Source organism: Paraburkholderia sp. BR14312 (assembly GCF_040948675.1).
In the GTDB taxonomy this organism is placed as follows: Bacteria; Pseudomonadota; Gammaproteobacteria; order Burkholderiales; family Burkholderiaceae; genus Paraburkholderia; species Paraburkholderia nodosa_A.
Genome location: NZ_JBFPKI010000030.1, coordinates 1 through 26212 on the forward strand (window position 1 = coordinate 1; position 26212 = coordinate 26212).

The following is a 26212-nucleotide window of genomic DNA, read 5'->3' on the forward strand; positions in this document are numbered from 1 at the left end:
ACATCGACTCGGTATAGCCGTCCGCTCCGCGCATCGCTTCAGTCTCAGTGTTGTCCGAATCTTTGTTTCAACGTTTACCCCTCCCGCCCGGATGACGTATGCGGGAGGTATTTCAACAGCCTGCTAGTGTTCTGTCCCAAAAATAACTTTACGTAAATTCAGATTGTTCTATGATCGAATCACGGTGAGTTGGGGGCGATCATGGGACGCAAAGGAATCGAGCTTGTCGTGTCGGAGTTGGAGCCGAGAGCAATTGCTCTCAATGAGCCGCTCGCGTTCGCTGCCTCACTCTCTCGTGCGCCGGGCAAAGATTATCTTGATGGCCGCTGACGGTCATGCCGGTCAAGAAATTGCGACGCAGTGCGAAGTAACACCGCCTGCAATTACGCACTGGAAGAAGCGCTTTGTTGCCCACGGACTTGCCGGTCTGCATGATGAAGCCCGTCCAGGCCGGCCTCGCACGCATGATGATGAAGCAGTCGCGGAATTGCTTGCGAGGATGCTGCATGAGAAGCCGGATGGGGCAACGCACTGGAGCGTGCGCTCCGCTGCTGCGCAGACAGGGATTTCGAAGAGTTCGGTGGCCCGATATCTGTCGTTGTTCGCCACGCTCAATACGGCAACGGGTGAAGTTATTGCGCAATGTAAGCCGCGCCACCGACATCAGGAATTCCTGGCGTTTCTCAGGCATGTGGATCAGGCGGTGCCTGCCGATCTCGATGTGCATCTGATCGTCGACAACTATGCGACACACAAGCATCCCAAGGTCTGGGCGTGGCTGGCCAAGCATACGCGTTACCACATGCACTTCACGCCGACTTACTCAAGCTGGCTGAATCAGGTTGAACGCTGGTTTGGCCTGATTACACAGCAGGCGATCCGTCGAGGGTCGTTCAAGAACGTGCGGCAACTCATCACCAGCGAGCGATATATCGAGCAGTACAACCAACACGGCCAGCCGTTCGTGTGGACCGCGACCGCCGATTCAATTCCAGAAAGTGGCTCGGCTATGCAAAATTATTTCTGGGACAGAACACTGGATCCCGACATTGATCTGCCGAAAATTTGGGCTGATGAAGCGGCCGAGTATCGTACGGGAGTGGAAATGAAGTTTCCGAGGTTTAAGGTCAGTACCGATCAGCTGAAATCGGTGCAGGGACGCGGCGACCCAAGTCGCTTGCCATTCGACACCTCTTGCGAGTAATCGATAGGAAGACGAGCTTCTACGAGTCAAATCGCAAGACGGCGCGCTTGGCAGGCATCAAAGGACAGCTCGCAGGTCTCGGTGAAGACGCCCCGTACAGATTCCTCGCCGGCGGCAAGCGTACGGAGGCGACCCTTAATTCCGCAAACGGAGCGCTCAAGGGGGCGGTGTATAGCGATATCTCGATTGCAAAAGTCGTTTGGCAGCGTAGGGCCGCTGACCAGAGTGTGGCTCCCGTTGCAAGCGATGCAGGGGTCGTCTAAGTGGGCGTGTGGGAGCTTTAAACGTGGTCGTATCTCCGTCGGTCAGGGATGAGGGTAAAAGAATTGTGCCGGCAGGACTTGCACTCTGACACGATCTTTGGTGCAATTTTTGGCGTTTGCGTTCCTCAGAGCCCCACGCTACAAGGCTTTGCTGACTAGCCGAAGGAGTGCAAGGTGGTGGTATTTAAGGTTTTTCGATCAGATCGCCAGAAATTGCGCCAAAAGTACGAATACCCAGCTTGCGCCGGGGTGAGGCCGTTGTTGAGCACGATGCTCGAAAAGCCAGTTCGTGTCATCGGCAGCGGTTGGTCGATTTGGACGTCGGCATCCTTCGTCCCTAACCAGACGCATCATTCCGGAACTGGAATAGTTCGAGCCCGCTGACACGGGCTTTCAGGGATTCACCGAAGATTCGCATGCAACGAGGCGAAGGCGCGTCCGAGGTCAGACCTCGTCCCCAGCAAACACGCTGTGCTCGGCAAGCACGGTGTCCTTGTCGACGCACTGCACATGCCAGTGCCCTGCAACGACCGATCCGCTTTCGCATTCAGTGCAGCACCAGAGTGCCTCGCCTGATTCCCCCTCGAACGGGCCAGTTTGGGCTTCCACGGCGAGACCGTCGAGGATGAACAGGGGGCGCGCATTCTGCTGGTCGCACACCAGCGTGCCGCGAGCATCGACCCGCAGCTTTCCCCAGTCGGGGAATTGGAGACCGGCATGACCTTCGCGCGACCACTTGTGGGTGTCGTTGTCGAGCCAAAGGATCGCATAGGCATTCGGGTCAAGGCGGTCGAAGGTGCTGAGATGGAGCGTGATGCGCATGAATTTCTCCGGTCGTGTTCGTGGCTTCGTGACCCGCCACAGTAATCGGCGGACATATCAACTGTACGTGCAGCGGCAAGCTTGTGCATGCGTCAGGGTGTCGCTTGCTGCCGCTTTATACTTACTTGGGCGCCGGCACGGCGCTTCCGCGTCTACCGATTTAAATTCGGCAGGGCTCACGATTTCGATGTACTCCATGTCAGGCGCGTGTTCGAAACGGACGGCGCCTGATGCACGCAATCACCCGCTTCGACGAGCGTTTCCTTGTCGGCGTACACGAAGCTCGCCCCGACTCAGAGCACGCTGACGATATGAAAATCTGCTTCATGCGGGTGCCAGCCCGCGCCCGACTTTGGCGCAAGATTTGCCCTAATGTTGCGCGACCACCTTGTGCCCCGACGATTTCCAGATCACGATAGACAAAGAAATCGCGCAGCCCACCGCGCATGAGTGACGTGTCCTGCGGCTTGACGTGGGAAAAACCAGTGGTGAGTCCGGTTTGCATGACAGGTCTCCCGAGTGCGATGGAAGAAGGGGCACTAGGTTTGGGAAGCACGACGTCTTCCAGCATCCAGAATTTGACTTGGCACGCGGTGGTGGTTGCCCTGTTTCCCGATTTGTGACAGACCTGGATCGACGTCAAGCTATCCATCGGCCGGCTCGCATCGACGCCAGGCTTCTGGCTGACGTACACCGTTCCTGCGAGAGCCAGCCCTCGTGGCACGTTGACTCTTATGTGATACCTGATAAAAGTGCGCGAGAGTGCCCCGGTCAACGGCGGAGTATGAGCGCAGCGTCCGCCGTCCTTGCTGGTGCAAGGCGCTTCGGGCGGCATGTCGACTGCGCTCATTCAGATGGATTGTGCTGCCGGCTTCGTGGCCACGTCGCACAATGACGAGGGTGCCGCGATCGCCGAGCGCCTCGGCGCCAACCGGATATTCCGCCACGCCGATCAGTTGCCGCGCCGCGCTGATGCAGTCGTGACAACATCGGGGCCGTGACCTGGGCGGACAGCCTGAGGGCTGTCAAACGTGGCGGCGTCGTGGTGATCAATGGGGTCACGAGCCGCCCTGCCGCGGAAACCGATCTGCTTCGCATCTTTATCGAGCAGGTCGACATACGTGGCACGCTCGACGTAGGACACAATAAATTTGACACTACCCGTTCCCTGTAATCAAGAGCCAAAGCGCGCCCCTCGTGACGGGTTTATTTACCTTTGAATCGTAATAAAAGCGTCAATTCGCATAAGTCCGCATTAAATTCGTCACTTCGCCTCCTAAACTTCGAATCCCGACCGTAACACCTGCGCACGCGTCTTCGCGTGCCTGCAGGCGATGCATGACGAGTTCCTGCGCCAGTGCCGCTCGGTGGGCCTGACTGCAGCGGATTATCCGTTCAACATCGCGGGGCATGCGATCCGTTCCCTGTCGTGCCGGCTGAAGGCGGAAATGCTGCGCAGTTTCGGTACAGCCGCGCGCGCCGCCGGTGCATCGCACCTGAAGGGGTGCCGCGCTTTGATGACGACGTGAAGGTGCCGGCGACTCGTCCCTGTCAGGTCGTCGAATTCGACGGCCACCGGCTCGATATCCGCCCCAAGATCGTGGTGCGCGATCCGCTGGGATTTGAACACGAATTCGAAATGGAACGTGTCTGGCTGCTGGTGATCATCGACGTGTGCACGCGCGTCGTGCTGGGCTATCACATCGTGCTGGCGAGCGAGTACAGCCGCTACGATGTCATCAAGACCATCGAAAACGCGCTTAAGCCTCGTCGCGTGAAGGACTTTACGATCGCCGGACTCGGCTACGGTGCGCAAGAGGGTTTCGCGTCGCAGCGTATGCCGGAGCTCGCGTATGCCGTGTGGGAACGTATGAAGCTCGACAACGCAAAAGCGAACCTGGCCGACGACACGATCAGGGCATTTTGTGAATTCGTTGGGTGCCTTGTCGATGCGGGGCCGCGCCACAGCCCGGACGAGCGACCCTACATCGAGCGTTTTTCGAGACCGTCGCAAGCCGCCTGTCGTCGCGCCTGCCAGGCTACACCGGCTCGCATCCGCGCGATCTGCGGTGGGCGCTGGCTGATCCGAAGGGTAGCCTGCGTTTGTATGTTTCCCTCGACGAGCTCGAGGAACTGGTCGAATACGCGATCGCGAGCTACAACGGCACGCCGCACCGTCCGGGCCGCACAACGCCACGCGAAGCGCGCCTGCGGTAGCGCCCCCGGGCCCTGGATCCCGGCCACGCGCTTCGCAGTAGCTGGGCCCCGCGCCCCCCTGCGCGCGCCGCACGTGCCCAGCCGCCTCCCCGCCCCCTGGCGGGTGCCGCGCCGGCCTAGGCGCCCGTCCTGCAGCAGTTCGAGTTTGCTCGCAGCTATGGCAGTCTTGACGAGTTTCTGGCGCAATCGAGCGCGGAGAAGGGGGCGGCCAGCGGGGTGGGAAACAACTGCCTGCTGGATACAGTTCTTCAGTTCGTGCGCAACATCAGGCGACAGCCCGGGGTGGAAACGGAGCAGACGAGGGAACTCGAGGCGCAGGCGCAGGCATTGCGAAGCAGGCTGATCGCGGATGGCCTGGCCGATGAGCATGACTTCATCGACATCTACGCGGCCGGGGACAGGCTCGCGCGCAGCCTTGACATACGCATCCAGACCATTGAGGTCGATCAGAGTGGGCGGGTCACAGCGCATCAGGTTCTTGGTCAGCAAGGCCGGCTTGTGCATATCCTCCATACGCCTGCTCACTTTCAGCCATTGTGGCCGCGCCCGCCAGGATCATAAAAAATCTTGGACGGCAGTCATATCGCACCTCCTGCCATGGGCCATGAGGGCGTATTCCACGCCAAACCGAACGCTGACTCCACGCCTGCCCGAGCGCGAATTCCGAGCACGAATTCCGAGCAGTAAGCTGGAGGGATGGCGACGCGGGATAACCGTAAGCGCTAAATTCACCACACCCGATGGATAATCGTTCGCAACCGAGAGGCGAGCGTGGCCGCATCGCGGCGGCCGGGCATGACCGACGATGTCCACGACTGCACTCGGGTATTGCGCGCCGACTTCATGGGTGGCGCGCAATTGGCCGATCAGTTCGCGCTCGTTTCGGCTTGCCGTTTCGCGTAGTTGAACGGCAGCAAATCGCTAATGTCGGCGTCCGGTGCTCGCTGTCACGGGGCGGCGTAATCGAGCCGGGGATGGGCGGCGTAATGGAGCCAGCGGAAGCGGGGGTAAAGCGCAGATTCGAACGGCTTCAAGAATGCCGTTTTTTGCCCGATTTGGCAACCGCGTTTTCACTGCTCGCCGGCATCGGTTTGGGCTTGCGGAAGCTCTCTCCCTCGATTACGACGCGATAGGCACCGTGTTGTAGCCGGTCCACATCACGGCGCCCAGAATGCGGTTGTCGGGGAACGCGTCGCCCCATTCACTCAGATCTAAATTTGACGTGACGGTCAAAGCCGCTCGCTCGTACCTGGCGGCGATCAGGTCGTGGAAGTCTTCGTCGTGGGGTGGGTGCAGCGGTTTGACTGCGAAGTCGTCGATGATGAGCAGCGGCACACGTACGAACTGCTGGAACTTGCGCTCGTCCAGGTCTGTGGCGCGAGCTGCGTGCAGTTTCTTGAGCAGATCAGTCTGTGAGATGAACAACACGTCACGCCCTTGCCGGGCCGCGCAGTGGCCCAATGCCTGCGCCAGGTGTGTGACTTGCCGACGCCTGTTCCGCCGACCAGCAAGACACAGACCTTCTCGTCGATGGAGCGACCGGTAGCGAGATCGTGGATATAGGCTCGGTTGAGCTTGGGCCCCAGATCGAAGTTGAACGTCTCGAGCGTCTTGCCCATTGCGAAGCCGGCACGGGCAAGCCGCACGCCCAACTTCTTCGTGTCGCGTCGAGCGATCTCGTCATGCAGCAGCATTGCGTGGAACTCGGTGTAGGCAAGCTGCCCGTCAATGGCTTCGCGGTTGCGCTGCTCGAGCGAGTCAAGGATGCCCGAGAGGCGCAGCTGCTTGAGGATGGGGTTCAGTTCGGGACTCGGATTCATGGCTGGCTTAATGGATCAGAAGGGATTGAAGGTCGCGGCCGAATCGGCCACCATTCAGGTTGGTATCGGTGGGCGCCGTTGCGGTAGATGGCGCCGCAGCCTCGCTGTCGAGCCCCTTGTCGAGGATCGTCTTGATGGTGCGATACTGGGGACCGGAGAACGCGAGCGCACGCTCGCATGCGGCGTTCAGGCGCTCATCGCCAACCTTCTCGCCGTAGGCGCACGATGCCCTTTGCGCCGCGCAGGTTTTCCAGCACCGTGTTGTTGAACATCGCGAGGATGACGGCGTGGCGGGCTGGCCCGATGTCCTTCGCGCGCGCGAGGCACCACTGGGGATCGTGCTCGAGCCAGGCCTGTGCCTCGGGCGGCTGGTGATCGCGCACGGTGTGGCGGTCCCCCGGTTTGCGTAGCCGTGGATGGGTTGCGACGAGCTCGTGCCGGTGGAACGCATGCACGACCGTGTCGGTGGCCTCGAGCCATAGCTGCTTGCCGACCAGCGTGAAGGGCACTGAGTACAGCGCCTTCTTGTAGACAACGTGGCCGTCCGTATACACCTTGACCTCGGACCACACGGCCAGTACTGGCGGCACATCGGGCAGGCGCGTGGGCAGCGGCCGCTCGATCGCAAAGCGCGTGAGCGGCCGCTCGTGCGTGGTGCCGTGATCGCGCACGCCGGCCTGCTGCAGGATCCGCTCGCGCAACTGACGGTTCGCGTCGGCCGGATCGCGGAACTCGCGTAGTTGTACGAAGGAATTCTTGGCGTACTTGACCCCGGATTCAACGATTCCCTTCTTGGCTGGGTCGTGCGGCGGACATGGTTCGATGCGGAAACCATACGTTTCGGCGACCCCCGCGTAGGAACGCTGGACTTCGGGGCTATGCATGCAGTGCCGGATGATCGCGCACTTGGCGTTGTCTATCGTCACCCGGGAAGGACAACCCCTGAACCATTCGAAGGCGCGGCGATGACAGGCCAGCCACGTCTCGACGGTCTGGTCAAGCACAACCTCGGCATACTGATACCGGGACGAGCACAGGGTCATGACGAAGATCCACGTCTTTGAGCGGGATGCCGGACTCGTGCGTGAGCACGGGGCCGGCGCCGAAATCAACCTGGGTGGCTTCGGCGGGCGCGAATTCGAGGGTCGTCGTTGCCTTGACGACGCGTTCTGCCGCAAGCCGGCGCAGCATCCGCTTCACGGCGTCGTAACTGCCGGTATACCGACAGTGCCCCTTTCTCCCTTTCCCGGCCGCTCCAGATAGATTTTCCAATGTAGTTCCATGACCGTCTCCCCAGCGCCGCTCAACGGTCCAGTGTAGTCGTTGCCGTCGACTCCCGCCGGCCTCGTCCGCTCCCCCTAATTCAGCTAGCGCGATCAAGAGCGCGGGCGAGGGGGCACCATGGCGTCCTCTGACGAGATAGACAGCCGTGCCGCGAAGGTGGCGGCGGTGCTAGGTGTTGCGACCGCTCGGAGGGGGCCGCTGACTCGAGTTCAGTCTAAGCGCGCTGGACAGTTGCTTGACGTCCGGACAACTGCCTATCGGCTGCGGCAGCGATTTTTGGCGAACCCTGTGACGAGTGCTCTCGATCCGCAGCACCGTGGTCCGACGCCGGGCGGTCGCCGATTAAAGCTGCGTGTCGCGCGGCTCGATCGCGGACGCCTGAGGCGCGTTGGCCTTACACTCCGGCTTTGGTGCAATTTTAATAGCAGCGAGAAGCAGCGTGTTTGCGGCGACCTCATTGAGCAGAAAGAACTGCCTTCCAAATAGCGGGCGCATTTGTATCTTCGAGGCGCAGGTTCGTAAGGTCAAATTGCGCCTTCCGAATGCGATGCATCAACTCGATGCCCGAGATCGTGACGGTCGCGTTTCTGAAGCATTTGAAGCCGAGCATCGCGTTGACCCTGGACTTGATATTGCGCCGGTCTTGCTCGATCAGATCATTCAAGTATCTCAAGGACCGCAACGTCGCGTCTTTAGGCAAGGTCCCATCGGCATTCATTTCGCACACCGCGCGGTGAGACGCCTAACCGTCCAGCGTGATCGTAGCCCGAGGGCGCCCCTGACTTCTGATCGTCTTCGCAAAGAACGCCTGGGCCGCAGCCACATTTCGCTTGGCGGGAGTCAAAGTCGACCGTTTTCCCACCCGGTCAAGCCGCGGTAAAGATAGACACATTTGGCAGGGATCTTCACATAGGTCTCGTCGATCGACTGACCGGCTTTCAAGGCCAGCCGATTCCAGCGTTTGACGAATTCCGGCGTGAAGCGCTGGGCCCAGCGCATGATCGTCGTGTGCGACATCGACAGACACGCTCGGCAATCATTTCAGCGAGGTCCCGAAGTCTGAGATTGTAACGCAGGTACCAGCGCACACAGAGGACAATAACTTCGCGAGCGAAGTGGCGCCCGTTGAGCAATCCGTCAATGTCTTTTAGCTTACGCATTGGCTCGTGCTCGTCAAAATCCCGAGCGTAACAGGCCAGCGCACCGAAATTGCACCCTACCGTCGCGGAGAAGCGATCGCCGTGATAAAAGCAGTTCGGTATTTTGCATTGCAAGTTGTCACCCGACGCTGCTGTCAGCAACGTGACATTGCTGAAGCTACCGGCTGAAAGCTGGTTTGGCGAAGCCATCAGCGCGCATATTTCTCGCACGCATGCATTCGTTACGTGGATCTGTGCTATCCAAACAATCGATTTTTTAGTCGACATGGAAATGCCGCATAGTGCGTTCGGCGATGTACTGGGCGTCACGAATGCAAATTTTCATGACCTGCCTGAACGCAATTGGCGTTGTCGACGCGAATATGGTTGTGTCGCGTTAGTGCCGGAACGCTAGAATGCGCGTCTGACGAACTGGTACTGACCCGATGAATAAGAAGGCACTGACGCCACGAACGGCCCTTGCCCCAGAAGTTGCGAAGGTTCTGAAGCGACTGCATCATCCGCTCGATGTCATGCTGCTGATGTGCGTGCCCTCGTATGTGGCCTATGGACTGAGCCTGCGAAATCTGGAAAAGATGATGGCTGAGTGCGGCACCGATGTCGATCATTCAACCGTGCACCGGTGGGCGATCAAGTTGCTGCCCGTTCGGGAAAAGCCATTTGGCGTCGCAAGCGCGAAGTCGTCAGGAGTTGGCGCGTGGATGAGACTTATATCAAGGTCAAAGGACAGTGGAAGTACTTGTACCGGGCCGTGGACAAAGCGGGAGACGCGATCGATTTCTGACACGGCTGCCGCGAAGCGCCACTTTGAAAAATCGATCGAGCGCAACGGCGCACCCGAGGCGGAGACCGAACGACAAGAGTGGGGCAAATCTCGCTGCGTTTGAGGCTATCAACGCCGGGCGGGAGACGCCGATCAGTATCCGTCAGTCGGAGTATCTGAATAACATCGTCGAGCAGGACCACCGCGCGATCAAGCGCGGGACCCGCCCGATGCTCGGGTTTAAGAATTTCGTTGCGTCCGCATTCTCCTGGGTGGCATCCAAGTCATACACATGATCGTCAAGGGAAATTGAACGATGGCGGCGTTGGTGCAAACTCCCGCACAGCAGTATGTTAGCTGGTTGGATAAGGAAATCCATACCATACCGGTCTTGGACGGCCTCTCGGTCTTACTGCGACAGAACCCGCCCGACCCCGGCATTGAATCAGCAAAGGGCGGAACGCGTGGCGGCGTCCCGATACAGCCTAACGACTTCGGACGGGAAGAGGTTATGAACCGGATGTCACGAGCGGCAAAGCGATCCAGTTCGCGTGCCGGTGAGCCGCTAACCGCGATCCCGCAAGACGGCCAATCTGGCCTGCGCGACTCGTCAGAACTGGCGGCCGGGACCGAGCGGGGCCGCTACGACGGTATCGCGCGATTTTTCCATTGGACATTTGCTGTCTGGATTATTTACGCCAGTGTAGCGGGTTACTCGCTCACCCGGGTCGCCAATGGACCTGTGCATGATTTCCTGTCGCGACTGAACATGTCGATAGCAACGGTTCTGATTGTGCTTTTTCCGCTGAGGGTGGGTTGGAAGCTGGTCAGAATCGCGCCACCTGCGCTGCCCGATGTGTCCGTCGAACAGCAACTACTGGCACGCGTAGTACATGTCTTGATTTACGTCATGATCTTTGCAGTGCTGGCGAGTGGCTTCCTGATGGTGCCGAATGGCTATCCGTTTTTCGGACTGGTTGAAATCCATACTCCGTTCCAGAAAGGCCCGCTAACCGACGAATTGTTCGCGGTGCATCGCGCAAGTTGCGCACTGCTGGTTGGACTGGTCATGTTGCACGTGGCAGCGGTAATCAAGCACCAACTGATCTCGCGTAACGACGTGCTGCGAAGGATGCTTTAAATACGGTTTGTCTTTCATGGTCGCTGCATTTTTCATTGATGCCTGTATCTGGGAAAAGACCCGCCGGTCAAGGTGGGCCAAAACCTCGACCTCGTGGAGGTTAGCACATCTTGAATTTTCCGCACGGCGTTGCCGCGCAGCATGGCATGGATTCGCGAAGCGCGGGCCATCAATGCGTATTTCACGGCACCCGAGCCTGGAATTAAGCCGCCATCGACAGGCGCGCCCGAAAGACCATTTTGAACCGGCCGAGTGCCGCCAGCGCATGCTCAGCGCCCTACGGCTGCTCAATCCGCGCTGCTGGACCGGCTGGGCACCCGTCGCGAGCAGTTCGTTTCCAAGGCGTGCGCCTATTTGTTCAATTCTTCACACTCCAGCTCGAAGCCCTCAACGTCCCGCGACAGGTGTACTGGATTCCTTGCGTTAGAGAGCATCAAGCAGCACGGCCGGTCAGCGACAACTATTTTGGCCGGTCAACGGGGTAGTTGTCGTTCGATATCAGCTCATATTTGACGTTTCTCCTTCGTAGTTGTCGTTGCGTGATCGTGTAGTTGACGCACATCGTTACTGCGCAACGTTGTCGTGGTCAGGCAACTGGGCGCTGAACGGATTGGCAGGGTTGTCGTCGTGCAATTGACGCCGCAGTGCATTTTGTTTGTCGCAGGCCTTGCGGCGGCGGTAGCTTTCGACGTTGAGTTCAAAGGTCGTCGAGTGATGCCCAAGCCGGTCGATGGCGGCGATGTCATGCCGGGGTCGGGGAACACGTCATTCCAGTCCGAGAATGTTTCGTTTGCAGTTATCGGAAGAATTTTTCGCTCATACCTCTCTGCAATCCGTTCGAACAGAACGCTGGCCTCGGCCTGATCCTTGCGAGCATACGACAGGTCGTCCAGTAACGTTTTGCATAACGTTACTCGATCTATGTGTAGTGCACCGTTATGTGGAGTCCGGTGGGTCAAGGCATAGTGATAGTCGGCAGCCGTGATTCGAACACCACATAAGTATCAGAGCCGCTTCAACCAGTCGATAATCGGCAAGCGTCCGAATGTTCCTCGGTCGGCCGATACCTTCGTCAATATGTCCGGAAACACTTGAAGGAGTGCCTGGCGCTTCATGTCGATATCTGATTGCGCATAGCGCATCGTTGTATCGAGACTCGCGTGACCAAGCCACTGGCTAATCGTTGGGAAGTCTACACCTGACTTTAACAAGGAGAGCGCTGTCGTATGCCTCAGAGAATGAGGGTGGATGCGTTTCTCCCGGAGGGTAGGTACGGTCGCTCCGGCGGCGACCAGACGCTTGCGAAGCAGGTAGTACACCCCGAAGCGGGTGTGCTTGTCGCCGCGATTATTGACAACAGTGCTGTGGTTGCATTAAGCGGATATGTGCAGGACTCCAGCGTGCGAGTCTAAATCGGCCAACGTTAGCCGTAGCAACTCCCTTCGCCTCAGCCCGGCGGTGTACAGCAGCACAAGCGCCAGGCGGAGGACATACGGCCTTAGAGGCGTTAACAGAATGACTTTTCAGGTGTCGCCAGCATATGATGCAGCAGGCGATTCTGAGGAAAGCCTCGGGGATGAAAGCGAGCTGTTCGAAGCGGATGCGCAGTCGGCGGAAGTTGTGAAGCCAGGAGATGGTCCGCTCCACAACCCAGCGTGTCTTGCCTAGCCCGCTACCATGTGGCTGACCACGTCGAGCGATTTCGGTTGCAATGCCGGCGGCATGCAGTGGACGTCGATATTTGTCGTGGTCGTAGCCTCTATCGCCCTGAACTCCCCGAGGCTTTGAGAGTGGTTTGCCACGCTTGCCGCGGATTGGCGGAATTGCCTCGACCAGCGCTTGAAGTTGAGTGACGTCGTTGCGGTTGGCGCCGGTCAGAATCACCGCGAGCGGGATGCCCTGCGCTTCGGTGATGAGATGGTGCTTTGAACCGGGTCGCGCGCGGTCTGTGGGATTCGGTCCTGTTTTTGACCTGAGCCCACAGCACGCACTGAAGAGGAATCGACGATGACGCGAGACCAGTCGATTTGGTCGGCTGCGCGCAATCGCGCAAGCAGAACCTCGTGCAACTGCTCCCAGACGCCAGCGGCTTGCCAGTCACGTAGGCGACGCCAGCAACTCATGCCGCTGCCACAACCCATCTCGCGAGGTAGCAGGTCCCAACGCAGGCCTGTCTGTAAGACGAAGAGAATGCCGGTGAGCACCGCACGATTGTCGAGCGGCTTGCGCCCCGGATAACGGGTTCGTCGTAGTTTGGGAGGGGGCAGCAACGGTTCGATGAGTGCCCAAAGTTCGTCGTCGAGTATCGGTTTGGCCATATCCTTTTCGTCGTCGAAACAATGAAAAGGTTAACAGCATCCATCGAGGGTTAACAGCCCCCTCATTCATTTTGTTAAGGGCTCTTAGTGGCGATGTCGCCGCGGCCTGACGCGTGTCTGCAAGTTCGAGTACCCGACCAACCTGCGCGGGAGTCAGGATAATTGGTGCGGCATGTGGTTGCGGGCGCGCAAACCGGTTGATGCCCGGCACGAAACACCGGGGCTCGGTACTTTGCCGGTAGAGGCAGAAATTGCGCACGGCAACCTCGCGGGCCCGACGCACCTTCGAGGTGAGGGAATTTAAGGTCTTGCACCACGATTCGAACAGCGTGTTGTTCGGGTCCGATTCACCAGCTCGGACGATGAAGTCCCTCATTGAATGCAAGGTGCGCTCCTGTTCGCTGTACTGACGCCCTAGCGCTCGGCGGTGCGCAAGGTATCGACTGATGAGCGGATCAAGTGCGGTTGAGCCGAGTTGGTGCTTCATGATGCCCCCTTCATTGAGACGCGACCACATCCAGGTACCGGTAGGGCAACCTGGCGCAGCGCCTCCACATGCAGGCGAAGATAGACACACGTGCTCTCGAGGGAGCGGTGACCGAGCAGATCGCCGATCATCTTTACTCCGACACCTCGCTCGAGCAAGCGCATGGCGAAGCTATGCCTCAGGCAGTAGGGACTGGTCTGTAGAATGGGCAGGCCACTGAGGCGTGCACGCTTGGCATAGATGTGTTCGATCGTTACTGCCTTGATCGGACCGGCCGGGCACCGCACTCTCAGGAATAGCTGGTGTGTGCTCGTCAGGGGTGGTCGACGGCGTAGATAGCGATCGAGCACATGTCGCGTTCGGCCAGTGAGCGGCATTACTAATACCGACCGTGTCTTGCACTGGTCCACCCGCAGGATATCGTTCTCCTAGTCTATCGAATCGAGCGTCAAGCTGACGACTTCTGCTGGACGCAACCCATAGTAGGCCATCAGGTAGATGGATCGCATGATCACGGCAACCTTCAACGCTCGATTGGTCGATCGAATGCAGAAACTTGCTTACAGTCTTCCAATCCAATGCCCGTGGTGGAAGTTCTCCGCGATAGGTACGCGGTGTGTCGATAACATCAAGGCGATCCCTCGTGTAGCGTTGATTGGCGCAGAACCTCAGAAAGGCGCGCAGGTGCGCAATCGTATGCTGAAGAGTCTGGCGGCGAAGACGCTTGCTGGTCTGGTCGACAAAGCGCTCAAGGCGGCGCTTCGAACAGGCGCTCGACAGGACGCCGGTAACCGTCCTCAGGTGGTGCTCGACTGTATCAGGAGCGAGTCCGCGCAGATCAATGAGATGGGATCGGTATTGCGAAATGAGCGAGTCGAACTGGCTCGGTTTAGCCACCGGAACGAAGAGACCTCGATCGCATAAAAAGCGTTCTGCCGCTCGCTGCGTGGCGAGGTATAAGGTGTCGTGCGACCACGGTGCGAACCAGCGGGACAGCGCAGTCGAAGTAATCGGTAGGCTGGTGCCAGCCGCTACATGGTTATAGACAAGAACCTCACGGAAACGGCGTACGTGGTGCCGTGCGCAAATGCGCGTATAGCCGGGCTCGACGACCCACGCCGAAAATTTGCGGACTAGCGGTCCTTGCGGGCCGGCAGCATAAAGCGGCCAATCGCGGGGAAAGAGAAATTCCAGCATGTGAATCTCCCATTCAAGTGAACGGAGGAATCACAATAGCTCGTTCCAGTTATGTGTAGTTCCGCCGCCTCAAAATCCCATCGGCCGAGGGTCCAGGCAGTTGACTCTACATAACGAGGTCCTGCACATAGGTCGAGGATGATCAAATCGGAGCGATCGAGCTTGGCCAGCGCGGAAGGTAACTGCAGGCTTTGGCGCGCGGCCTGCAGCTTCTGAACGAGCTCGCTGGTACGCGTGAACATCACGCGGTAGCCGACGTCGATCAATGCGTGACCGATAGCCGATCCCACGTGGCTTTTTCCGATCCCAGGCGGGGCGAACAAGAGAACCGTGGCGCCTTTCTCCAGCCATGACTCTCCGGTGGCCAGCGCTGTAACATGCACTTTTGAGAACATCGGCACGGCGCCGAAGTCGAAGGCGGCGAGCGTCTTGGTCGGGTCCAGATGCGACTCGGTACGGTGCCGCTCGATGCGTCGCTTAGCGCGTTCGGCCAGCTCGTGCTCTAGCAGTGCGCCGAGCAGGCGTGCGGCCGGCTAGGCTTCCTTATCCGAGCGCTCAGCAAACTCGGGCCACAACCTGCCGATCGTTGGCAAACGCACCTCGTTGAGTATCAGGGCCAGGCGGCCACCATCATGCGCGGGCGCGTTGACGCTGCCACCTTTTCGAGCAGTTCGTGATAGACGGCAACGGGCGGCATCTGAACCTCGACATCGGGACATTGCGCCTCACGGGGTGCGTATCGGTCACGCAGCGCCTTGAGATCGGGAAGCTCGCCGGTTTCCAGCATCGCATCAAGCTGCCCGGCCAGTACGGCCTGCGCGCCATGCAGGCCCGCGAGCTCAAGCAGGCCGACCATCGTCTTACATGCGTCGCGTTGTGACAGGCGGGCATCGAGTTGCTCCCAGTTTCTGCGGTAAGCCGCGCGTCTTCCAGGCACACCACAGGTGAGCGCAATTCTGAGATCTTGGTGCCGAAATCCACGTCCAGGATGTCACCGCGGGTCGGCATGTACAGAGTCGCCCAGACGGCGAACGGAGAAATGGTGCCCATCAGATCGGACACCGTATGATTGTCGCGGCACGATACGGACCCAGGTCCGCGCCAGCTTCCTCTACGGCCACGCCCGCGCGGTCAGTGAGATGAATTAACAACTGCACGTCGCTGTCGTTGCGATCACGTACCAGAACGTGATCAGGCACACGACGCAGAACCGCTCGGGTTGCCTCAGCGATACCCGGCTTCACGCGATTCAAGTTGGAGATGTCGAAGCGAGTTGCCAGCGAGGACACCGCGTCATCAGCGGACGCTTGGAGTTCCAATCGCTGTTCGTTGGTCCATGGAGTTGCGGGATGAACCTCGCCCAGCGCCCCGCGTTCGGCCTCGATCTTATTGATGAACTCTCGGGTTACATCATGCTTAGGCAGGTGGTCGTATGTCACGCAACCATGAAGCCCGCCTTGAGTCGGCCAGATGGTGCGGGATACTAGGCCGGACACGGTCGCGCCGAGGATGCCAGACGGAATTACCCAGTCCTCTGCAGAGCCAGCTAGCCAAGCGCGGCCGCAGGGGTCTGCCAGAACAACGAGGCGAGGATCTTCTGGGAAGCGCTTGTCGTCGTCCAAGGTGCGCTTGAGCTCACCGGAGATTGCGCCTTTTCCGGTCCAACCATCCACGAAGACGATCTTTTCGGGACCGTGCAGCTGGATGACGGCTTCCAGAGCCACCGTGTCGATACCGCGATCGCGAATGATGCTGACGCCGTAGTGGTGAGCATCGCGCCCCATTTCGACGAGTGCCCGGCGCAGCAGGACGCCGAGGGGTACGCCTGCGCGAACAAATGAAACCAGGGCGATGCTCGGCCCGGTGTAAGCGGCACTCAATGCCAAGGCCAGGGACTGAACATTGGAAGCCATACGAGCGCCGTTCTGCGCCAGGGCATGGGTGTGGAAGCGCTTGTGCACGTCGGTAGGAGCCTGCTCCAAGCTTACCATCTCGGAGTAATGTTTCTGATTCGTCTGGATCAGAAGTTCCTTTTCGTCAACGTTAGTGACGCTCAGCGGCACGCGCTGCAAAAGGAAATGCACATCTTCAGGGGCGTAGCTGCCGCTGCCGACGGTGCTCAGTGTGGCGAGAAGATTAGTCATTGATGAGCCCCTTCACTACGGTCGCCAGTTGACTGTGCGCCGGCGTCGACCACATATGACAGTGGTCCATGAACCCCAGGTCGGAGATGCTGTCACCGAAGCCTAGGACTGGCCGCTCGCCGTGGATCTCACGGTCGCGACGCAACCATTCTTGAACGGCGAAGCGCTTTTCCAAACCCTCAGGCAGGAAGGCGAGGTTGTTGCCGTTAACATGGGGGTGCATGCATTCCAACATGCGTCGAGATTGAACTTCGGTCAGCAACTCGGTGAGCACCGAGTCGTTGGACTCGTTGTGCTTGGTCACGACGTAGTGGCGCAGACCTTTCTCTCCAACTACCCAACTGCGCACGGAGTAGCCCAGTTCTTTGCCGATTTGCAGGGTGGCTTCGCTCAGTGTCGACAGCCGGTCTTGAAAGGTCCGGAGCGACGCGGCCATCTGTCCGTGCCAGGTCTGGTCAGGCGATCCGTCAGGGCGGAGTATCACTCCACCGTGAGAGCAAATTGCGCCTTCGGTGAAAGGAAGCTTGACGCGGTTGTAGGCCTCCACGCTGCGTGCGGTAACCGGAACGACATCGGCTGAGGCCAGCAGCCAGTTGATGAAGAAGTTCTGGACCGGGTTCATGTACCCGTTGGGCTGCCCATGCACGTCCAGAGTGGCGATGATTCGTGGTGTGGCCTCCTCCATCTTGCCTGCGGTCTGGATCAGGGTGTCGTCGAGATCGACGAATATCAGCGGACGGTTACTGCTCATCGAAAATTATCTCCGCATTCAGGACATCAACCAGTTCTGCAGGGAGCGCTTGCGCCGGGGTTTCCGTGCAGATAAGAACTCGGTCGAACTGACCGGGCTTCACGTTGTAGAGGAAGTTGGGAATACCGAGGCCATAGTTGTCAGGAAACGACAGCACGTGCTCGATCGCGTGGCCCAGGGCCAGAGGGGATCTCGTGGTGGAGCTGAAGTAGACGTCTGCCCCGGCTCGCTCCGCACGCTCCGCCAGCAGGAAGGGACGCCAGACGAACTCACCGGTACCAACTATGACTACGTTCTCGCCGGGCCGGATTTGAATGTCCGGTGCGAGCGTGTCCTCCACGCGGCGAACGCCCAAGCGCCCCCAGTCATTGCGGGGTGAGAGAGGCCATTCGCCTATAGAAACGGCACCGACGCCTGGCATATCCGGCAGGGGCGCGGACTGATCTTCGTGGAACTGATACGACCCGCTCAACAAGGATACGGCGGTGGTCGACTCTCCGATGGCCTTACTCACAGCACCCGCAGACCAGTCCGTCAGGACGCACGTGACCACTCGCTCGATCTTCTTCAGGCCGGCTTCGATTAGTGCGCGGTGCAGGTTGAGAAAGGTCTTGCCGGTAGAAGCCTCATCGTCCACCAGGACTAAAGATCGGGCCTGAAGCATCAAATCACGAACCTCGGGATCGACCGGCAGGTGGATTAAGTGGGTGCTGGCATGACTGTGCTCTTCCTCGAATCGAGCAAAGAGGTCGGTACCCAAAGGATGACGGGTACTGGTGAGGTACACGCTATCGGAACGCGTTGCACTATAAGCACGGTACACGCCGGCACCGAGGCCAACTGCGGTTTCGGCCACGCCGATTACCAGCACTGGGCCGGGCAGGTTCGCTGGGATCTCGCTGACGAGGCTCTCGAAACTGGCAGCCATGATCGATGGGCGCGCCGGTATGTAGCGTCCCAGAACTTTGGATACAAAGAGAAATGCCCGCTTTGGATTCCGGCGCTCCGCGAAACCGAACAGGTTAGCCGCAGGCAAGGTGGCGGCGTCGACTTTGACCTCGAGCAGTCCCCGCTTCAGTTTAGCGCGTAGGAACGTGGGTACTACATTGCTATCCATGAACTGCTTCCTAGTTTGATGCGAGGTCGTCGAGGACCTAACTGGCTGTTGAAAATTGCCCCGTTGTGACAACCGCGGCACTGTTTAAATGATGGTATGCAATTCGTCGCTGAGTTGTAGATGGAGCGTCCGGATTGCACCACAGGCGAGTGCGCCAGTCGGCGCATTTTCGCGCGGTGGCGGCGCCTGGGCGACTCATTGCGCTGTCCTTGCGGCACCGCCGTCACTATTCCGGCCACTTGGCTCATGTTGCTAGCAGCATTGTCAGTTGAAGGATTTTTTCGCGATAATGGCAACGGTCATAGCAAAGCGCAATATCACGGGATTGCTTATTTCGCCAGCGAATACAGTTGCTCAACGGCAGATGATTGAGTGCCGCGAATGCATTTCATCTGCCAATGCATGACTTCAATGCCAACCATAAGATGCGCGCACAGCGAAAATCTTTGAATCCCAGCATAGGACGAGTGCGGCGCTTCATGGCACGGTAGTCCTGCTCTACAACATTGTTCAGGCATTTGTTCTGGCGGTCTGCTCGAGGTGGCGCAGACTCAGCCGATAGGCAACGTACCAGCGCAGGCATAGAAGGATTACGTCAAGTGGATAATGCAGGCGCTTGAGCACCTTCGCCACTGCGGGATTCAGGTTCTGCCTCATTGGTCAGATCGTCCGTCTTTGGGACTCGTATCTTCACCTCCGTGTGAGATGGACTTCCGGAAATGACTGATGCAATTTTCGCGCCGGACGGACGGTCATATAGACACAACACAATTCCGAACTGCCTGTTGCAAATGTCCAACATTTGTCGCGCATCGGACAATTTCGGAGATATTGCAACGCAATTCAACGGGATAAGGTAAGGTGACCAATGAACGCTTGATTGCATGGGTGCATTGTTGCTTAGTTTCGGTTCAGCACGGGGCTGCTCTCCTCATCATCCGCCAGGAAATCGCCGAATAGGCCGGGACCTGCGAGGTAAGCAACTCGCGAAGACCCTTCTCGACAGCTGATGGAGTCGATTGGTATTTGCTATCCAAATTATGGCGGCACCATAATGGACGAGACAACGAGCCATTCCTGACTGGCGTTGCGCACGCAACAGCCATGGTTCTGCGAAATCCCCTTGGACCTTGTTCGGCACCAACGTTTCTCTGGGGCGGCTAACCGCCAGGGCAGGCGTGAGTTCCATCACTGCGTCCTTGAACCCGATGGGTGTCTGGTGCGATGCGGTTCGCAACCAGCTTGAGAAAACGGGTGCGATATCCGGCCCTGCAGGCAAGGCGATAGCATAACGGAAACACCCATTAGCGGGCCCGGTGTCAAGCGAGAAAGCAATACCCACGACTGCCAAGGCAGGCGTTTTCCCGATTCTCAATGCCCGAATGCAACAGCCGAGCGCGCCCGTTTCTTCAAATGATGGCTGCGACGGATCGCGCCAAACACCCATCAGGATCAAGCGATCAGCGATAACAGTTGCCTGTCGCCCTGGCGGCCTGCACCGCCCCAGAAGAACGTTGGTACCGCAATGTGTCCAAGGGGGTTGCAACTTTTAGGGCTGCCGACGAGTCGGCGCCAATCCGCGGCTGGCTCGCATTGCAGGCGGTCCGCTTTAACTGCAGATCGGGGGACGGCGGGCACGACATCCCATTCAAATTTCAGGGCTGCAGCTCCAGTTCCCGTGCCGGGCTTGCCGGCCGCCGTCGAAAGCTTCATGCGAAGCAGCGCGTCATATCAAAGGGTTTTCGCTCCTTCAGAACGTGAAAGCAGGCGCGCGCCAGTTTGTGCGCCAGCGCCTTGCGCGCGAGAGTCGGGTTCGTTCTGGCCTTCTTGCGCTCATAGAAGCGCTTGGCCTCGGTGGAAAAGCGCAGGGCGAAGTTCGCGGCCTCGATGAAGGCCCAGGACAGATACTTGTTACCATTTTTGGTGTTGCCTTCACCTTTCTTCTTGCCGTTGCTCATGTGCCGGCTGTCAACACAGCGCGCGTAGGAAGCGAAATTGCCTGCGCTGGCGAAGCGCTCGATGGGCCCAGTCTCGAGCAGAATGACGGTGGCAAGGATCGGTCCGATGCCAGGCACGGTCTTCAGCAGCGCGTAGTCGGTGCGCGGTCCGACCTCTGCTGCAAGCCGCATCTCCAGTAGCTCGATCTGCGCGGAGAGCGTTTTGATGACCGCGAGGTTGGCCTGCATGGCCAGCGCAACGTCCGCGGGCAACCCCATCTGGTCGATCATCTCGTTCGTGAGGTCGCGGACCCGCGCGCTGGAAATGCGGGTGCCATGCTGTCGGGCCGAAATGTTCTCGATGGCGAGAATGTGGCTCACTCGGCTGCGGACGAGCTGCATGCGCTTCCTCGCAAGATCGCGCACGCTGCGCGCCTCAGCCGGCAGAATTGTGCCGGTTGGCAGGATCCCGAGACGCAGCAGATGGGCCAGGTAGCGGGCATCCGTCTCGTCGCCGCTGTGCTTGAGCCCGTCGTATTTCTTGATCGCCGTGATGTTGGCCAGGTACACGATGAAGCCGGCGGCCTGCAGGCCGTCCACTATCCAGTACCAGTTGAACGTTGACTCGACAACGACCCCTGCAAGCTCCGGTTGCCAAGGGGCCAGGAAGGCCAGAATCTTGGTCAGGTCGTTGGGTAGGCGCTTCTCGGCCAATACCCGGTCAGCTTCGTCAATCACGGTGACCACGCTGTTGTTCGAATGCAAGTCAATGCCGCTATATTTCATACCGGCCTCCATCTGGTTAAAGCGCTTTCGCCAACTCACTTTAACCCCGCCGCCCAGTAGGGCGGCGGTCGGAGGCCCGCTAGATGATTTTCAAATTCGCAGGATTGCAATGACGATGAAAAACCGATCGTCATTGCTCGCAGCGGCAGAAAATCGTTCAGGTTGCATGGAATTGAGCGTTTTTTTCTACCTTTGTTTCTTACTCTTTGGGGCGGTGCGCCGGTCGGGTGTCGGTACCCCTCGAGGTACCGAAGCAGACGATCGACAGCTTCCTGCTCGCCCTCGATTGCAGCGCGTTCGTCATCAGTGAGAGGAGTTTCCTGCAACATCCGGATCATGCCCGTCTTCGAAGAGAGCAAGTCGGCTTGGGACGATTCCTTCGGAACGTAGAAGTCGCGACGCACACACGCCATGCGGTGTGGACATTGATCGAAGAACTCATATGAGTACAGCCCGTGACCAAGGTCATAGTACTTCCACGGCTGGTCCGTGTGCCGATCGTCGATCGCCTGCCGGTCAATGAGCACCTCCATCATTCGAAGGTTGCGCTGGAAGTACTGTGCTTCAGAATGAGCTCTGGCCAGCTTTGTGGGCGTGATTGCGACGTAATGCTGGGTCGTTGCTGGCGACCGATGACCAAGCCACGCTTGCAGTTCGAACAGGGACATTGGTTACCGCGCGTTAAAGAGCTGGCTCGCGATGGTCGAGCGTGCCCCTGTGGCTGCTGATCTGTCCGCGAGCATCCACGCAAGGAATGTTGCCCTCCGGCAAAGCAAGGGGATGAGATGTCGGTTCAGGTACTGGCGTGGTATCGCCCTTGCACGATACGAGAAGTGGAAGTCAACCTGCTCTCCGGTTTTGACCTCGAGCGCAGCCGGTTGTACGGGACGTACTCGCTCCCACGCCAATATTGCTTCTCCGACGACCGAGTCAATCGGTTTGGTAAATGCAGTTCCGGTCTTGTGAACCGGAACGTCGAGCATCCGGCATTGTGTACCTGGTTGCCCTATCGATGTTTCTTCACGTACACAGCCAACTCTTAGCCGTACGATCTCCTCACTACTTAGTGCGGCGAAGAGAGTGCGCCATTCGAATGCAAAGGGTATAAGCAAGCCCAAAGCGACAGAAATAGACAGCTTTCCGCTGAAGTCGCGAGGTTCCTGACAAATGGAGCGATGTCGGCCGTGCGCTTTCTGTTGAGATAGAAGTCGAGCGTCTGCTCGACCTGGAGATGAAGACGCAGGATGCACCCAATATCATCTTCCGTTTCTGCCGCAAGAATCAGGGGATCTGCGTCGAGAAGAGTGCCTAAATCTAGATTGACGGTTGTTGGTGTGTTGTTCATTGTTGTTCTCAAGGAGGGGGCGGAAGCCCCGGCGACACTTCCGTAGCGGGCGCAGTCGCCGTGTCAGGCCCGGCGAGTGTCAGTTATCGGCATCGTCGTCCGAATGCATGGCAACATCATCTTCTTCCGGCTCGGGCTGGGCCGGTTCTCCGGCGTGTCGTCGAGCAGGTACATGACCCGAATTAGCAAGGACTTTCCCGATCTCGTGGCATAGCGATATGCCAGGATGGTTGGTGCTGGACAACCCATCTGAGAAGGGGAAAGTCATGGACAAGATTACTCGTATCGGCGTGGATCTGGCCAAGAACCTGATCCAGGTGCACGGCGTGGACAGCATGGAACGCGTGGTGGTCAGGAAAGCCATCTCACGGCAGAAGTTTCTCGAATGGTTTGCCAACCTTGCGCCATGTCTGGTCCCAATGGAAGCGTGCAGCGCAGCCCACTACTGGGGGCGCAAGCTGCGCGACTTGGTCACGAGGTTCGCCTGATCGCGCCGCAATTCGCTGCGCCATACCGCAAGGGCGGCAAGCACGTGAAGAACGACAGGCTGGATGCCGAGGCCATCTGTGAGGCCGCGGGGCGACCGCATATGCGCTTCGTGGCCGTCAAAACGGCAGACCAGCAAAACGTGCTGTTGCTGCACCGGATGCGAAACGGTTTCGTCGAGGAGCGTACCGCGCTCGTCAACCGGTTGCGCGGTGAACTCGTCGAGTTCGGCGTGTTCCTGCCGCAAGGCATCAATGCATTTCGTGCCCGCTTCGTCGAGGCACTGGAGGACGGGGCCGCTGAACTGAACGGTGTCGCGCGCACTGCGCTGGCACGAGGCCGGGAGCACCTGCAGGCCCTCGACCAGCAAATCGCCTGGTGCGACGCGCAGGTCGCCACGCACGTGAAGCAAGACAGCAGCGCGCCATGGCGATCATCCGCTGCCAGGCCCGTCCAAGCGGGATCTGCGTGTCCGCCGGCAGATCGACCGCCTTGTTCGGGTAGCGCTCGCGCAGCAAGGCGAGCGCATCCATGACGGGATGGGCGGTCTGCGCCTGGAAAGGCAGGTCCAGCAGCTGTGCAAGCAGTGCATGCGCCACGCGCCGCTTCGAGACGAGCTGTGCCGGCATCAGGCGGGTCCGACTGGGCGCATCCTGTTTGAGGACTGTGTCCGCCAATTCGCACAATTGCCTGGCAAGCACATCGCGTGTCAGGTCCCTGTTGCCTGCGAGCGCCTTGACTGCCGTGGCAAATTCGCGCAGCTGCGCCTTCAGATCCGGGCGCGAGGCGGCGCCCCGATCGTTGGCTATCCTGATCGCCTTGCGGACCCAGTCGCCGAGCATGGACAGGAGCTGGTCGGTTGCCGAGCACAACGCGTAGCGCATGAAGCAGGCGGCCTAGAGCCGCCGTATGGGGCTGGATGCGGTGGCTCACCGAGGGTTTGCGGTCCGCGCAGCGCCGCGCATAATGCCGGACGATAGCTTCGTTGCATGTGTCGGGGCACTGCACCCGTACACCGAGCTCGACCAGATAGTCGAGCTTGTGCAAGAGTTCGCTCATCTGTCGCGTCGAATTGCGCAGCGGCACCGGCCACAGCCATTTCTGCAGGCTCGATGCCTCGCCATGGGGCTTCGGCAGCAGCTTGCCCCAACGATCCAGTGTGGCTTCGACGTCCCGGATGGCCTGCACGATCAGTTCCCGCAAGGTGCGATCGCGCGGCAACAGGATGGACCCGCATCCCGAGATAGGTCTGCCGCCAGTGTTCCATCGCCGTCCGCTCCGCAGCCGAAAGGGGAACCGCTCAGCGTATGCCAACAATATCGCCTTGGCAGTTGGGGGCGAGGCACTGCGGGCCTCCGGGGAAGACAAACAGCAAGCTCTTGATTTTACGGAGACGTAATAAAAGGCTAGACCGCAAAGCCTTGTCAGGTCTGGAGCCCGCTAACCCGGTAAACGGCATCAAAATCACGGGGACCCCAGTATGCAAGCGAGAACGACCATGCGTGGTTGAAAAAAGACTTCACGTGGTATGCAGCATGAGCAAGGGAAATTGTTGGGACAATAAATGGAGCGTGTGTGGCAGCGCTAGTACGCCAACCACGATGAGGCTCGGCGCGATATCAACCAGTACATCATCGCTTTCTACAATCCAGTGCGCTTGCACTCCACGCTGGGTTATCTGTCGCCCGCCGCCTGCGAGGCGAAACCGACAGCGAAAGAAGCTATCTGCCTGTCCGAAATTTATTGACCCATGCATCAAGACAGCGGACGTGCCGCCACTCACACCGCGATTTAACAATGCAACTCTTAAGGGACATCATCTCGACGACGTAGCCGTCGCTCAGGTCACGGCGCCGCGCGTGGCGAATTCAGGCGCACGCCAGGTTTCTTCGGTAAGCACTTGGCGCAGATGCTCAACGGCATCCCACACATCCACGTGGCGCGTATACAGCGGTGTAAAACCGAAGCGCAACACATGCGGCTCCCGATAGTCGCCGATCACGCCGCGCGCGATCAACGCCTGCATCACCTCGTAGCCGTGCGGATGCTCGAAGCTCGCGTGCGACCCGCGTTGCGCATGCGCGCGAGGCGTGACGAGCGTGAGCGGAAATTCCTTGCAACGCGTCTCGATCAGTTCGATGAAAAGGTCGGTCAGCGCAAGCGACTTTTGGCGGATCGCCAGCATGTCGGCTTGCAGGAATACATCGAGTCCACATTCGACCAGCGCCATCGAAACCATCGGCTGCGTGCCGCACAAAAAGCGGCCGATGCCGTCGTCGGCGATATATGTCGGGTTCATCACAAACGGCGCACGATGCCCCCACCAGCCTGACAGCGGCTGCTCGAACTCACTCTGATGACGATGCGGCACCCACGCGAACGCAGGCGAACCGGGACCGCCGTTCAGATACTTGTATGTGCAGCCGACCGCGCAATCCGCGCCGACACCATTCAGATCGACGGGCACGGCGCCCGCCGAGTGCGCGAGATCCCACAGCACTAGCGCGCCCCTGTCGTGAATCAGCTTCGTCAGTGCGGCCATGTCGTGCATGTAGCCAGTGCGGTAGTTGACGTGAGTGATCATCGCGACGGCGACGTCGTCGGTGATCGCCGCGGACAGCTCGGACGGATCGTCGACGAGGCGAAGTTCATAGCCGCGATCCAACTGCCTGATCAGCCCTTGCGCGATATACAGATCAGTCGGGAAATTCGAGCGTTCCGACACGATCACGCGGCGCTTCGGGTCGCGCATGTCCTGCATCCGCAGCGCTGCCGACAACGTCTTGAATAAGTTGATCGAAATCGTATCGGTGACGACGACTTCGTTGTGCGCTGCACCGATTAGTGTCGCAAGCTTGTCGCCCAGTCGCCGCGGCAGCGAAAACCAGCCAGCCGCGTTCCAGCTGCGGATTAGCCCTTCGCCCCATTCGGCGCCGATGACGGTCTGCGCCCGCTGTGCAGCCGCGACGG

General features: G+C 59.1%; 20 protein-coding genes and 11 pseudogenes. 11 read left to right on the forward strand and 20 right to left on the reverse strand.

Annotated features, from left to right (window positions below):
- Positions 1-201: 201 nt before the first annotated feature.
- Positions 202-1037, forward strand: a pseudogene (locus AB3X98_RS40820) (IS630 family transposase); the annotation flags it as partial.
- A gap of 874 nt (positions 1038-1911) precedes the next feature.
- Here AB3X98_RS40820 and AB3X98_RS40825 read toward each other — a convergent pair.
- Both AB3X98_RS40825 and AB3X98_RS40830 read right to left on the reverse strand, forming a co-directional pair.
- The gene (locus tag AB3X98_RS40825; RefSeq protein WP_342922276.1) at positions 1912-2289 is read right to left on the reverse strand and encodes a DUF3564 family protein; all 378 of its coding nucleotides are present in this window, start codon (positions 2287-2289) and stop codon (positions 1912-1914) included.
- A gap of 57 nt (positions 2290-2346) precedes the next feature.
- Positions 2347-2794 (reverse strand): annotated as a pseudogene (locus AB3X98_RS40830) (cupin).
- Between the two features lie 328 nt (positions 2795-3122).
- Between AB3X98_RS40830 and AB3X98_RS40835 the strand changes: the two are divergent.
- From AB3X98_RS40835 to AB3X98_RS40845, 3 genes and pseudogenes are all read left to right on the forward strand, one after another.
- Positions 3123-3290: a hypothetical protein gene (locus AB3X98_RS40835; protein WP_368606953.1), complete on the forward strand. Its 168-nt coding sequence runs from the start codon at positions 3123-3125 to the stop codon at positions 3288-3290.
- Positions 3291-3592: 302 nt separating this feature from the next.
- A pseudogene (locus tag AB3X98_RS40840) lies at positions 3593-4464 on the forward strand (integrase); the annotation flags it as partial.
- Positions 4465-4788: 324 nt separating this feature from the next.
- The gene (locus AB3X98_RS40845) at positions 4789-5067 is read left to right on the forward strand and encodes a hypothetical protein (protein ID WP_368610435.1); all 279 of its coding nucleotides are present in this window, start codon (positions 4789-4791) and stop codon (positions 5065-5067) included.
- A 469-nt stretch (positions 5068-5536) separates the two neighbouring features.
- On the opposite strand, the pseudogene istB reads toward AB3X98_RS40845, so the two are convergent.
- Positions 5537-6326, reverse strand: a pseudogene (gene istB / locus AB3X98_RS40850) (IS21-like element helper ATPase IstB).
- 194 nt (positions 6327-6520) lie between these two features.
- Positions 6521-7369, reverse strand: coding sequence for a DDE-type integrase/transposase/recombinase (locus tag AB3X98_RS40855; protein ID WP_368606951.1), 849 nt, complete (start codon positions 7367-7369; stop codon positions 6521-6523).
- Here AB3X98_RS40855 and AB3X98_RS40860 point away from each other — a divergent pair.
- The gene (locus tag AB3X98_RS40860) at positions 7368-7589 is read left to right on the forward strand and encodes a hypothetical protein (protein ID WP_342950036.1); all 222 of its coding nucleotides are present in this window, start codon (positions 7368-7370) and stop codon (positions 7587-7589) included. The two genes, AB3X98_RS40855 and AB3X98_RS40860, sit on opposite strands and share 2 nt — an antisense overlap.
- Before the next feature lie 475 nt (positions 7590-8064).
- On the opposite strand, the gene AB3X98_RS40865 is transcribed toward AB3X98_RS40860, so the two are convergent.
- Positions 8065-8328 carry a DDE-type integrase/transposase/recombinase gene (locus AB3X98_RS40865; protein WP_368606950.1) on the reverse strand — a complete coding sequence of 88 codons (264 nt, stop codon included), beginning with the start codon at positions 8326-8328 and terminating at the stop codon, positions 8065-8067.
- Between the two features lie 122 nt (positions 8329-8450).
- Positions 8451-8627 carry a hypothetical protein gene (locus tag AB3X98_RS40870; RefSeq protein ID WP_368606949.1) on the reverse strand — a complete coding sequence of 59 codons (177 nt, stop codon included), beginning with the start codon at positions 8625-8627 and terminating at the stop codon, positions 8451-8453.
- A gap of 285 nt (positions 8628-8912) precedes the next feature.
- Here AB3X98_RS40870 and AB3X98_RS40875 point away from each other — a divergent pair, with 285 nt between their 5' ends.
- From AB3X98_RS40875 to AB3X98_RS40885, 3 genes are all read left to right on the forward strand, one after another.
- A complete protein-coding gene (locus tag AB3X98_RS40875; RefSeq protein WP_368606948.1) occupies positions 8913-9164 on the forward strand; it encodes a hypothetical protein in 252 nt (83 codons plus the stop codon).
- A gap of 335 nt (positions 9165-9499) precedes the next feature.
- On the forward strand, positions 9500-9829 hold the full coding sequence (locus AB3X98_RS40880) for a DDE-type integrase/transposase/recombinase (RefSeq protein WP_368610436.1): 330 nt from the start codon (positions 9500-9502) through the stop codon (positions 9827-9829).
- Positions 9830-9849: 20 nt separating this feature from the next.
- Positions 9850-10674, forward strand: coding sequence for a cytochrome b (locus AB3X98_RS40885; RefSeq protein ID WP_368606947.1), 825 nt, complete (start codon positions 9850-9852; stop codon positions 10672-10674).
- Between the two features lie 564 nt (positions 10675-11238).
- Here AB3X98_RS40885 and AB3X98_RS40890 read toward each other — a convergent pair.
- From AB3X98_RS40890 to AB3X98_RS40905, 4 genes and pseudogenes are all read right to left on the reverse strand, one after another.
- A pseudogene (locus AB3X98_RS40890) lies at positions 11239-11570 on the reverse strand (ATP-binding protein); the annotation flags it as partial.
- A 108-nt stretch (positions 11571-11678) separates the two neighbouring features.
- Positions 11679-12014 (reverse strand): annotated as a pseudogene (locus AB3X98_RS40895) (tyrosine-type recombinase/integrase); the annotation flags it as partial.
- 193 nt (positions 12015-12207) lie between these two features.
- Positions 12208-12992: pseudogene (locus AB3X98_RS40900) on the reverse strand (IS5 family transposase); the annotation flags it as partial.
- Between the two features lie 483 nt (positions 12993-13475).
- Entirely contained in the window at positions 13476-13898 is a 423-nt protein-coding gene (locus AB3X98_RS40905; protein ID WP_368610438.1) for a tyrosine-type recombinase/integrase, read from the reverse strand.
- Between the two features lie 79 nt (positions 13899-13977).
- Here AB3X98_RS40905 and AB3X98_RS40910 point away from each other — a divergent pair, with 79 nt between their 5' ends.
- A complete protein-coding gene (locus tag AB3X98_RS40910; protein WP_342950030.1) occupies positions 13978-14403 on the forward strand; it encodes a hypothetical protein in 426 nt (141 codons plus the stop codon).
- 209 nt (positions 14404-14612) lie between these two features.
- On the opposite strand, the gene AB3X98_RS40915 is transcribed toward AB3X98_RS40910, so the two are convergent.
- The 9 genes and pseudogenes from AB3X98_RS40915 to AB3X98_RS40955 form a co-directional block, all read right to left on the reverse strand.
- Positions 14613-15197, reverse strand: a complete 585-nt coding sequence (locus AB3X98_RS40915; protein ID WP_368606954.1) for an ATP-binding protein — start codon at positions 15195-15197, stop codon at positions 14613-14615.
- Positions 15198-15286: 89 nt separating this feature from the next.
- Positions 15287-15595 (reverse strand): annotated as a pseudogene (locus tag AB3X98_RS40920) (hypothetical protein); the annotation flags it as partial.
- Between the two features lie 130 nt (positions 15596-15725).
- The gene (locus AB3X98_RS40925; protein ID WP_342950029.1) at positions 15726-16820 is read right to left on the reverse strand and encodes a cysteine protease StiP domain-containing protein; all 1095 of its coding nucleotides are present in this window, start codon (positions 16818-16820) and stop codon (positions 15726-15728) included.
- The gene (locus AB3X98_RS40930; protein ID WP_342950028.1) at positions 16813-17571 is read right to left on the reverse strand and encodes a trehalose phosphatase; all 759 of its coding nucleotides are present in this window, start codon (positions 17569-17571) and stop codon (positions 16813-16815) included. Before AB3X98_RS40930 ends, AB3X98_RS40925 begins: the two co-directional genes overlap by 8 nt.
- On the reverse strand, positions 17561-18688 hold the full coding sequence (locus tag AB3X98_RS40935; RefSeq protein ID WP_342950027.1) for a phosphoribosyltransferase domain-containing protein: 1128 nt from the start codon (positions 18686-18688) through the stop codon (positions 17561-17563). The genes AB3X98_RS40930 and AB3X98_RS40935 overlap by 11 nt, the downstream gene beginning before the upstream one ends.
- Positions 18689-19017: 329 nt before the next feature.
- Positions 19018-19217: pseudogene (locus tag AB3X98_RS40940) on the reverse strand (DDE-type integrase/transposase/recombinase); the annotation flags it as partial.
- A 1180-nt stretch (positions 19218-20397) separates the two neighbouring features.
- A complete protein-coding gene (locus AB3X98_RS40945; RefSeq protein WP_368606945.1) occupies positions 20398-21411 on the reverse strand; it encodes an IS110 family transposase in 1014 nt (337 codons plus the stop codon).
- Between the two features lie 35 nt (positions 21412-21446).
- The gene (locus tag AB3X98_RS40950) at positions 21447-22079 is read right to left on the reverse strand and encodes a hypothetical protein (protein WP_368606944.1); all 633 of its coding nucleotides are present in this window, start codon (positions 22077-22079) and stop codon (positions 21447-21449) included.
- 395 nt (positions 22080-22474) lie between these two features.
- The gene (locus tag AB3X98_RS40955; protein ID WP_342950025.1) at positions 22475-22756 is read right to left on the reverse strand and encodes a hypothetical protein; all 282 of its coding nucleotides are present in this window, start codon (positions 22754-22756) and stop codon (positions 22475-22477) included.
- A gap of 266 nt (positions 22757-23022) precedes the next feature.
- Between AB3X98_RS40955 and AB3X98_RS40960 the strand changes: the two are divergent.
- Together AB3X98_RS40960 and AB3X98_RS40965 are read left to right on the forward strand one after the other, a co-directional pair.
- Positions 23023-23474, forward strand: a pseudogene (locus AB3X98_RS40960) (IS110 family transposase); the annotation flags it as partial.
- Positions 23475-24709: 1235 nt separating this feature from the next.
- Positions 24710-24989, forward strand: a pseudogene (locus tag AB3X98_RS40965) (IS3 family transposase); the annotation flags it as partial.
- Positions 24990-25082: 93 nt separating this feature from the next.
- On the opposite strand, the gene kynU reads toward AB3X98_RS40965, so the two are convergent.
- A partial coding sequence (kynU, locus tag AB3X98_RS40970; RefSeq protein WP_368610437.1) for a kynureninase occupies positions 25083-26212 on the reverse strand: 1130 nt, incomplete at its 5' end.

Bases quoted from the DNA above. Each gene is read 5' to 3' on its own strand.
- AB3X98_RS40865 (WP_368606950.1), bottom strand. From the start codon at position 8,328: ATGAATGCCGATGGGACCTTGCCTAAAGACGCGACGTTGCGGTCCTTG.
- AB3X98_RS40835 (WP_368606953.1), top strand. From the start codon at position 3,123: ATGTCGACTGCGCTCATTCAGATGGATTGTGCTGCCGGCTTCGTGGCC.
- AB3X98_RS40870 (WP_368606949.1), bottom strand. From the start codon at position 8,627: ATGTCGCACACGACGATCATGCGCTGGGCCCAGCGCTTCACGCCGGAA.
- AB3X98_RS40825 (WP_342922276.1), bottom strand. From the start codon at position 2,289: ATGCGCATCACGCTCCATCTCAGCACCTTCGACCGCCTTGACCCGAAT.
- AB3X98_RS40930 (WP_342950028.1), bottom strand. From the start codon at position 17,571: ATGAGCAGTAACCGTCCGCTGATATTCGTCGATCTCGACGACACCCTG.
- AB3X98_RS40950 (WP_368606944.1), bottom strand. From the start codon at position 22,079: ATGTCCCTGTTCGAACTGCAAGCGTGGCTTGGTCATCGGTCGCCAGCA.
- AB3X98_RS40855 (WP_368606951.1), bottom strand. From the start codon at position 7,369: ATGACCCTGTGCTCGTCCCGGTATCAGTATGCCGAGGTTGTGCTTGAC.
- AB3X98_RS40860 (WP_342950036.1), top strand. From the start codon at position 7,368: ATGACGAAGATCCACGTCTTTGAGCGGGATGCCGGACTCGTGCGTGAG.
- AB3X98_RS40925 (WP_342950029.1), bottom strand. From the start codon at position 16,820: ATGACTAATCTTCTCGCCACACTGAGCACCGTCGGCAGCGGCAGCTAC.
- AB3X98_RS40945 (WP_368606945.1), bottom strand. From the start codon at position 21,411: ATGAAATATAGCGGCATTGACTTGCATTCGAACAACAGCGTGGTCACC.
- AB3X98_RS40910 (WP_342950030.1), top strand. From the start codon at position 13,978: ATGGATCGCATGATCACGGCAACCTTCAACGCTCGATTGGTCGATCGA.
- AB3X98_RS40935 (WP_342950027.1), bottom strand. From the start codon at position 18,688: ATGGATAGCAATGTAGTACCCACGTTCCTACGCGCTAAACTGAAGCGG.
- AB3X98_RS40955 (WP_342950025.1), bottom strand. From the start codon at position 22,756: ATGAACAACACACCAACAACCGTCAATCTAGATTTAGGCACTCTTCTC.
- AB3X98_RS40885 (WP_368606947.1), top strand. From the start codon at position 9,850: ATGGCGGCGTTGGTGCAAACTCCCGCACAGCAGTATGTTAGCTGGTTG.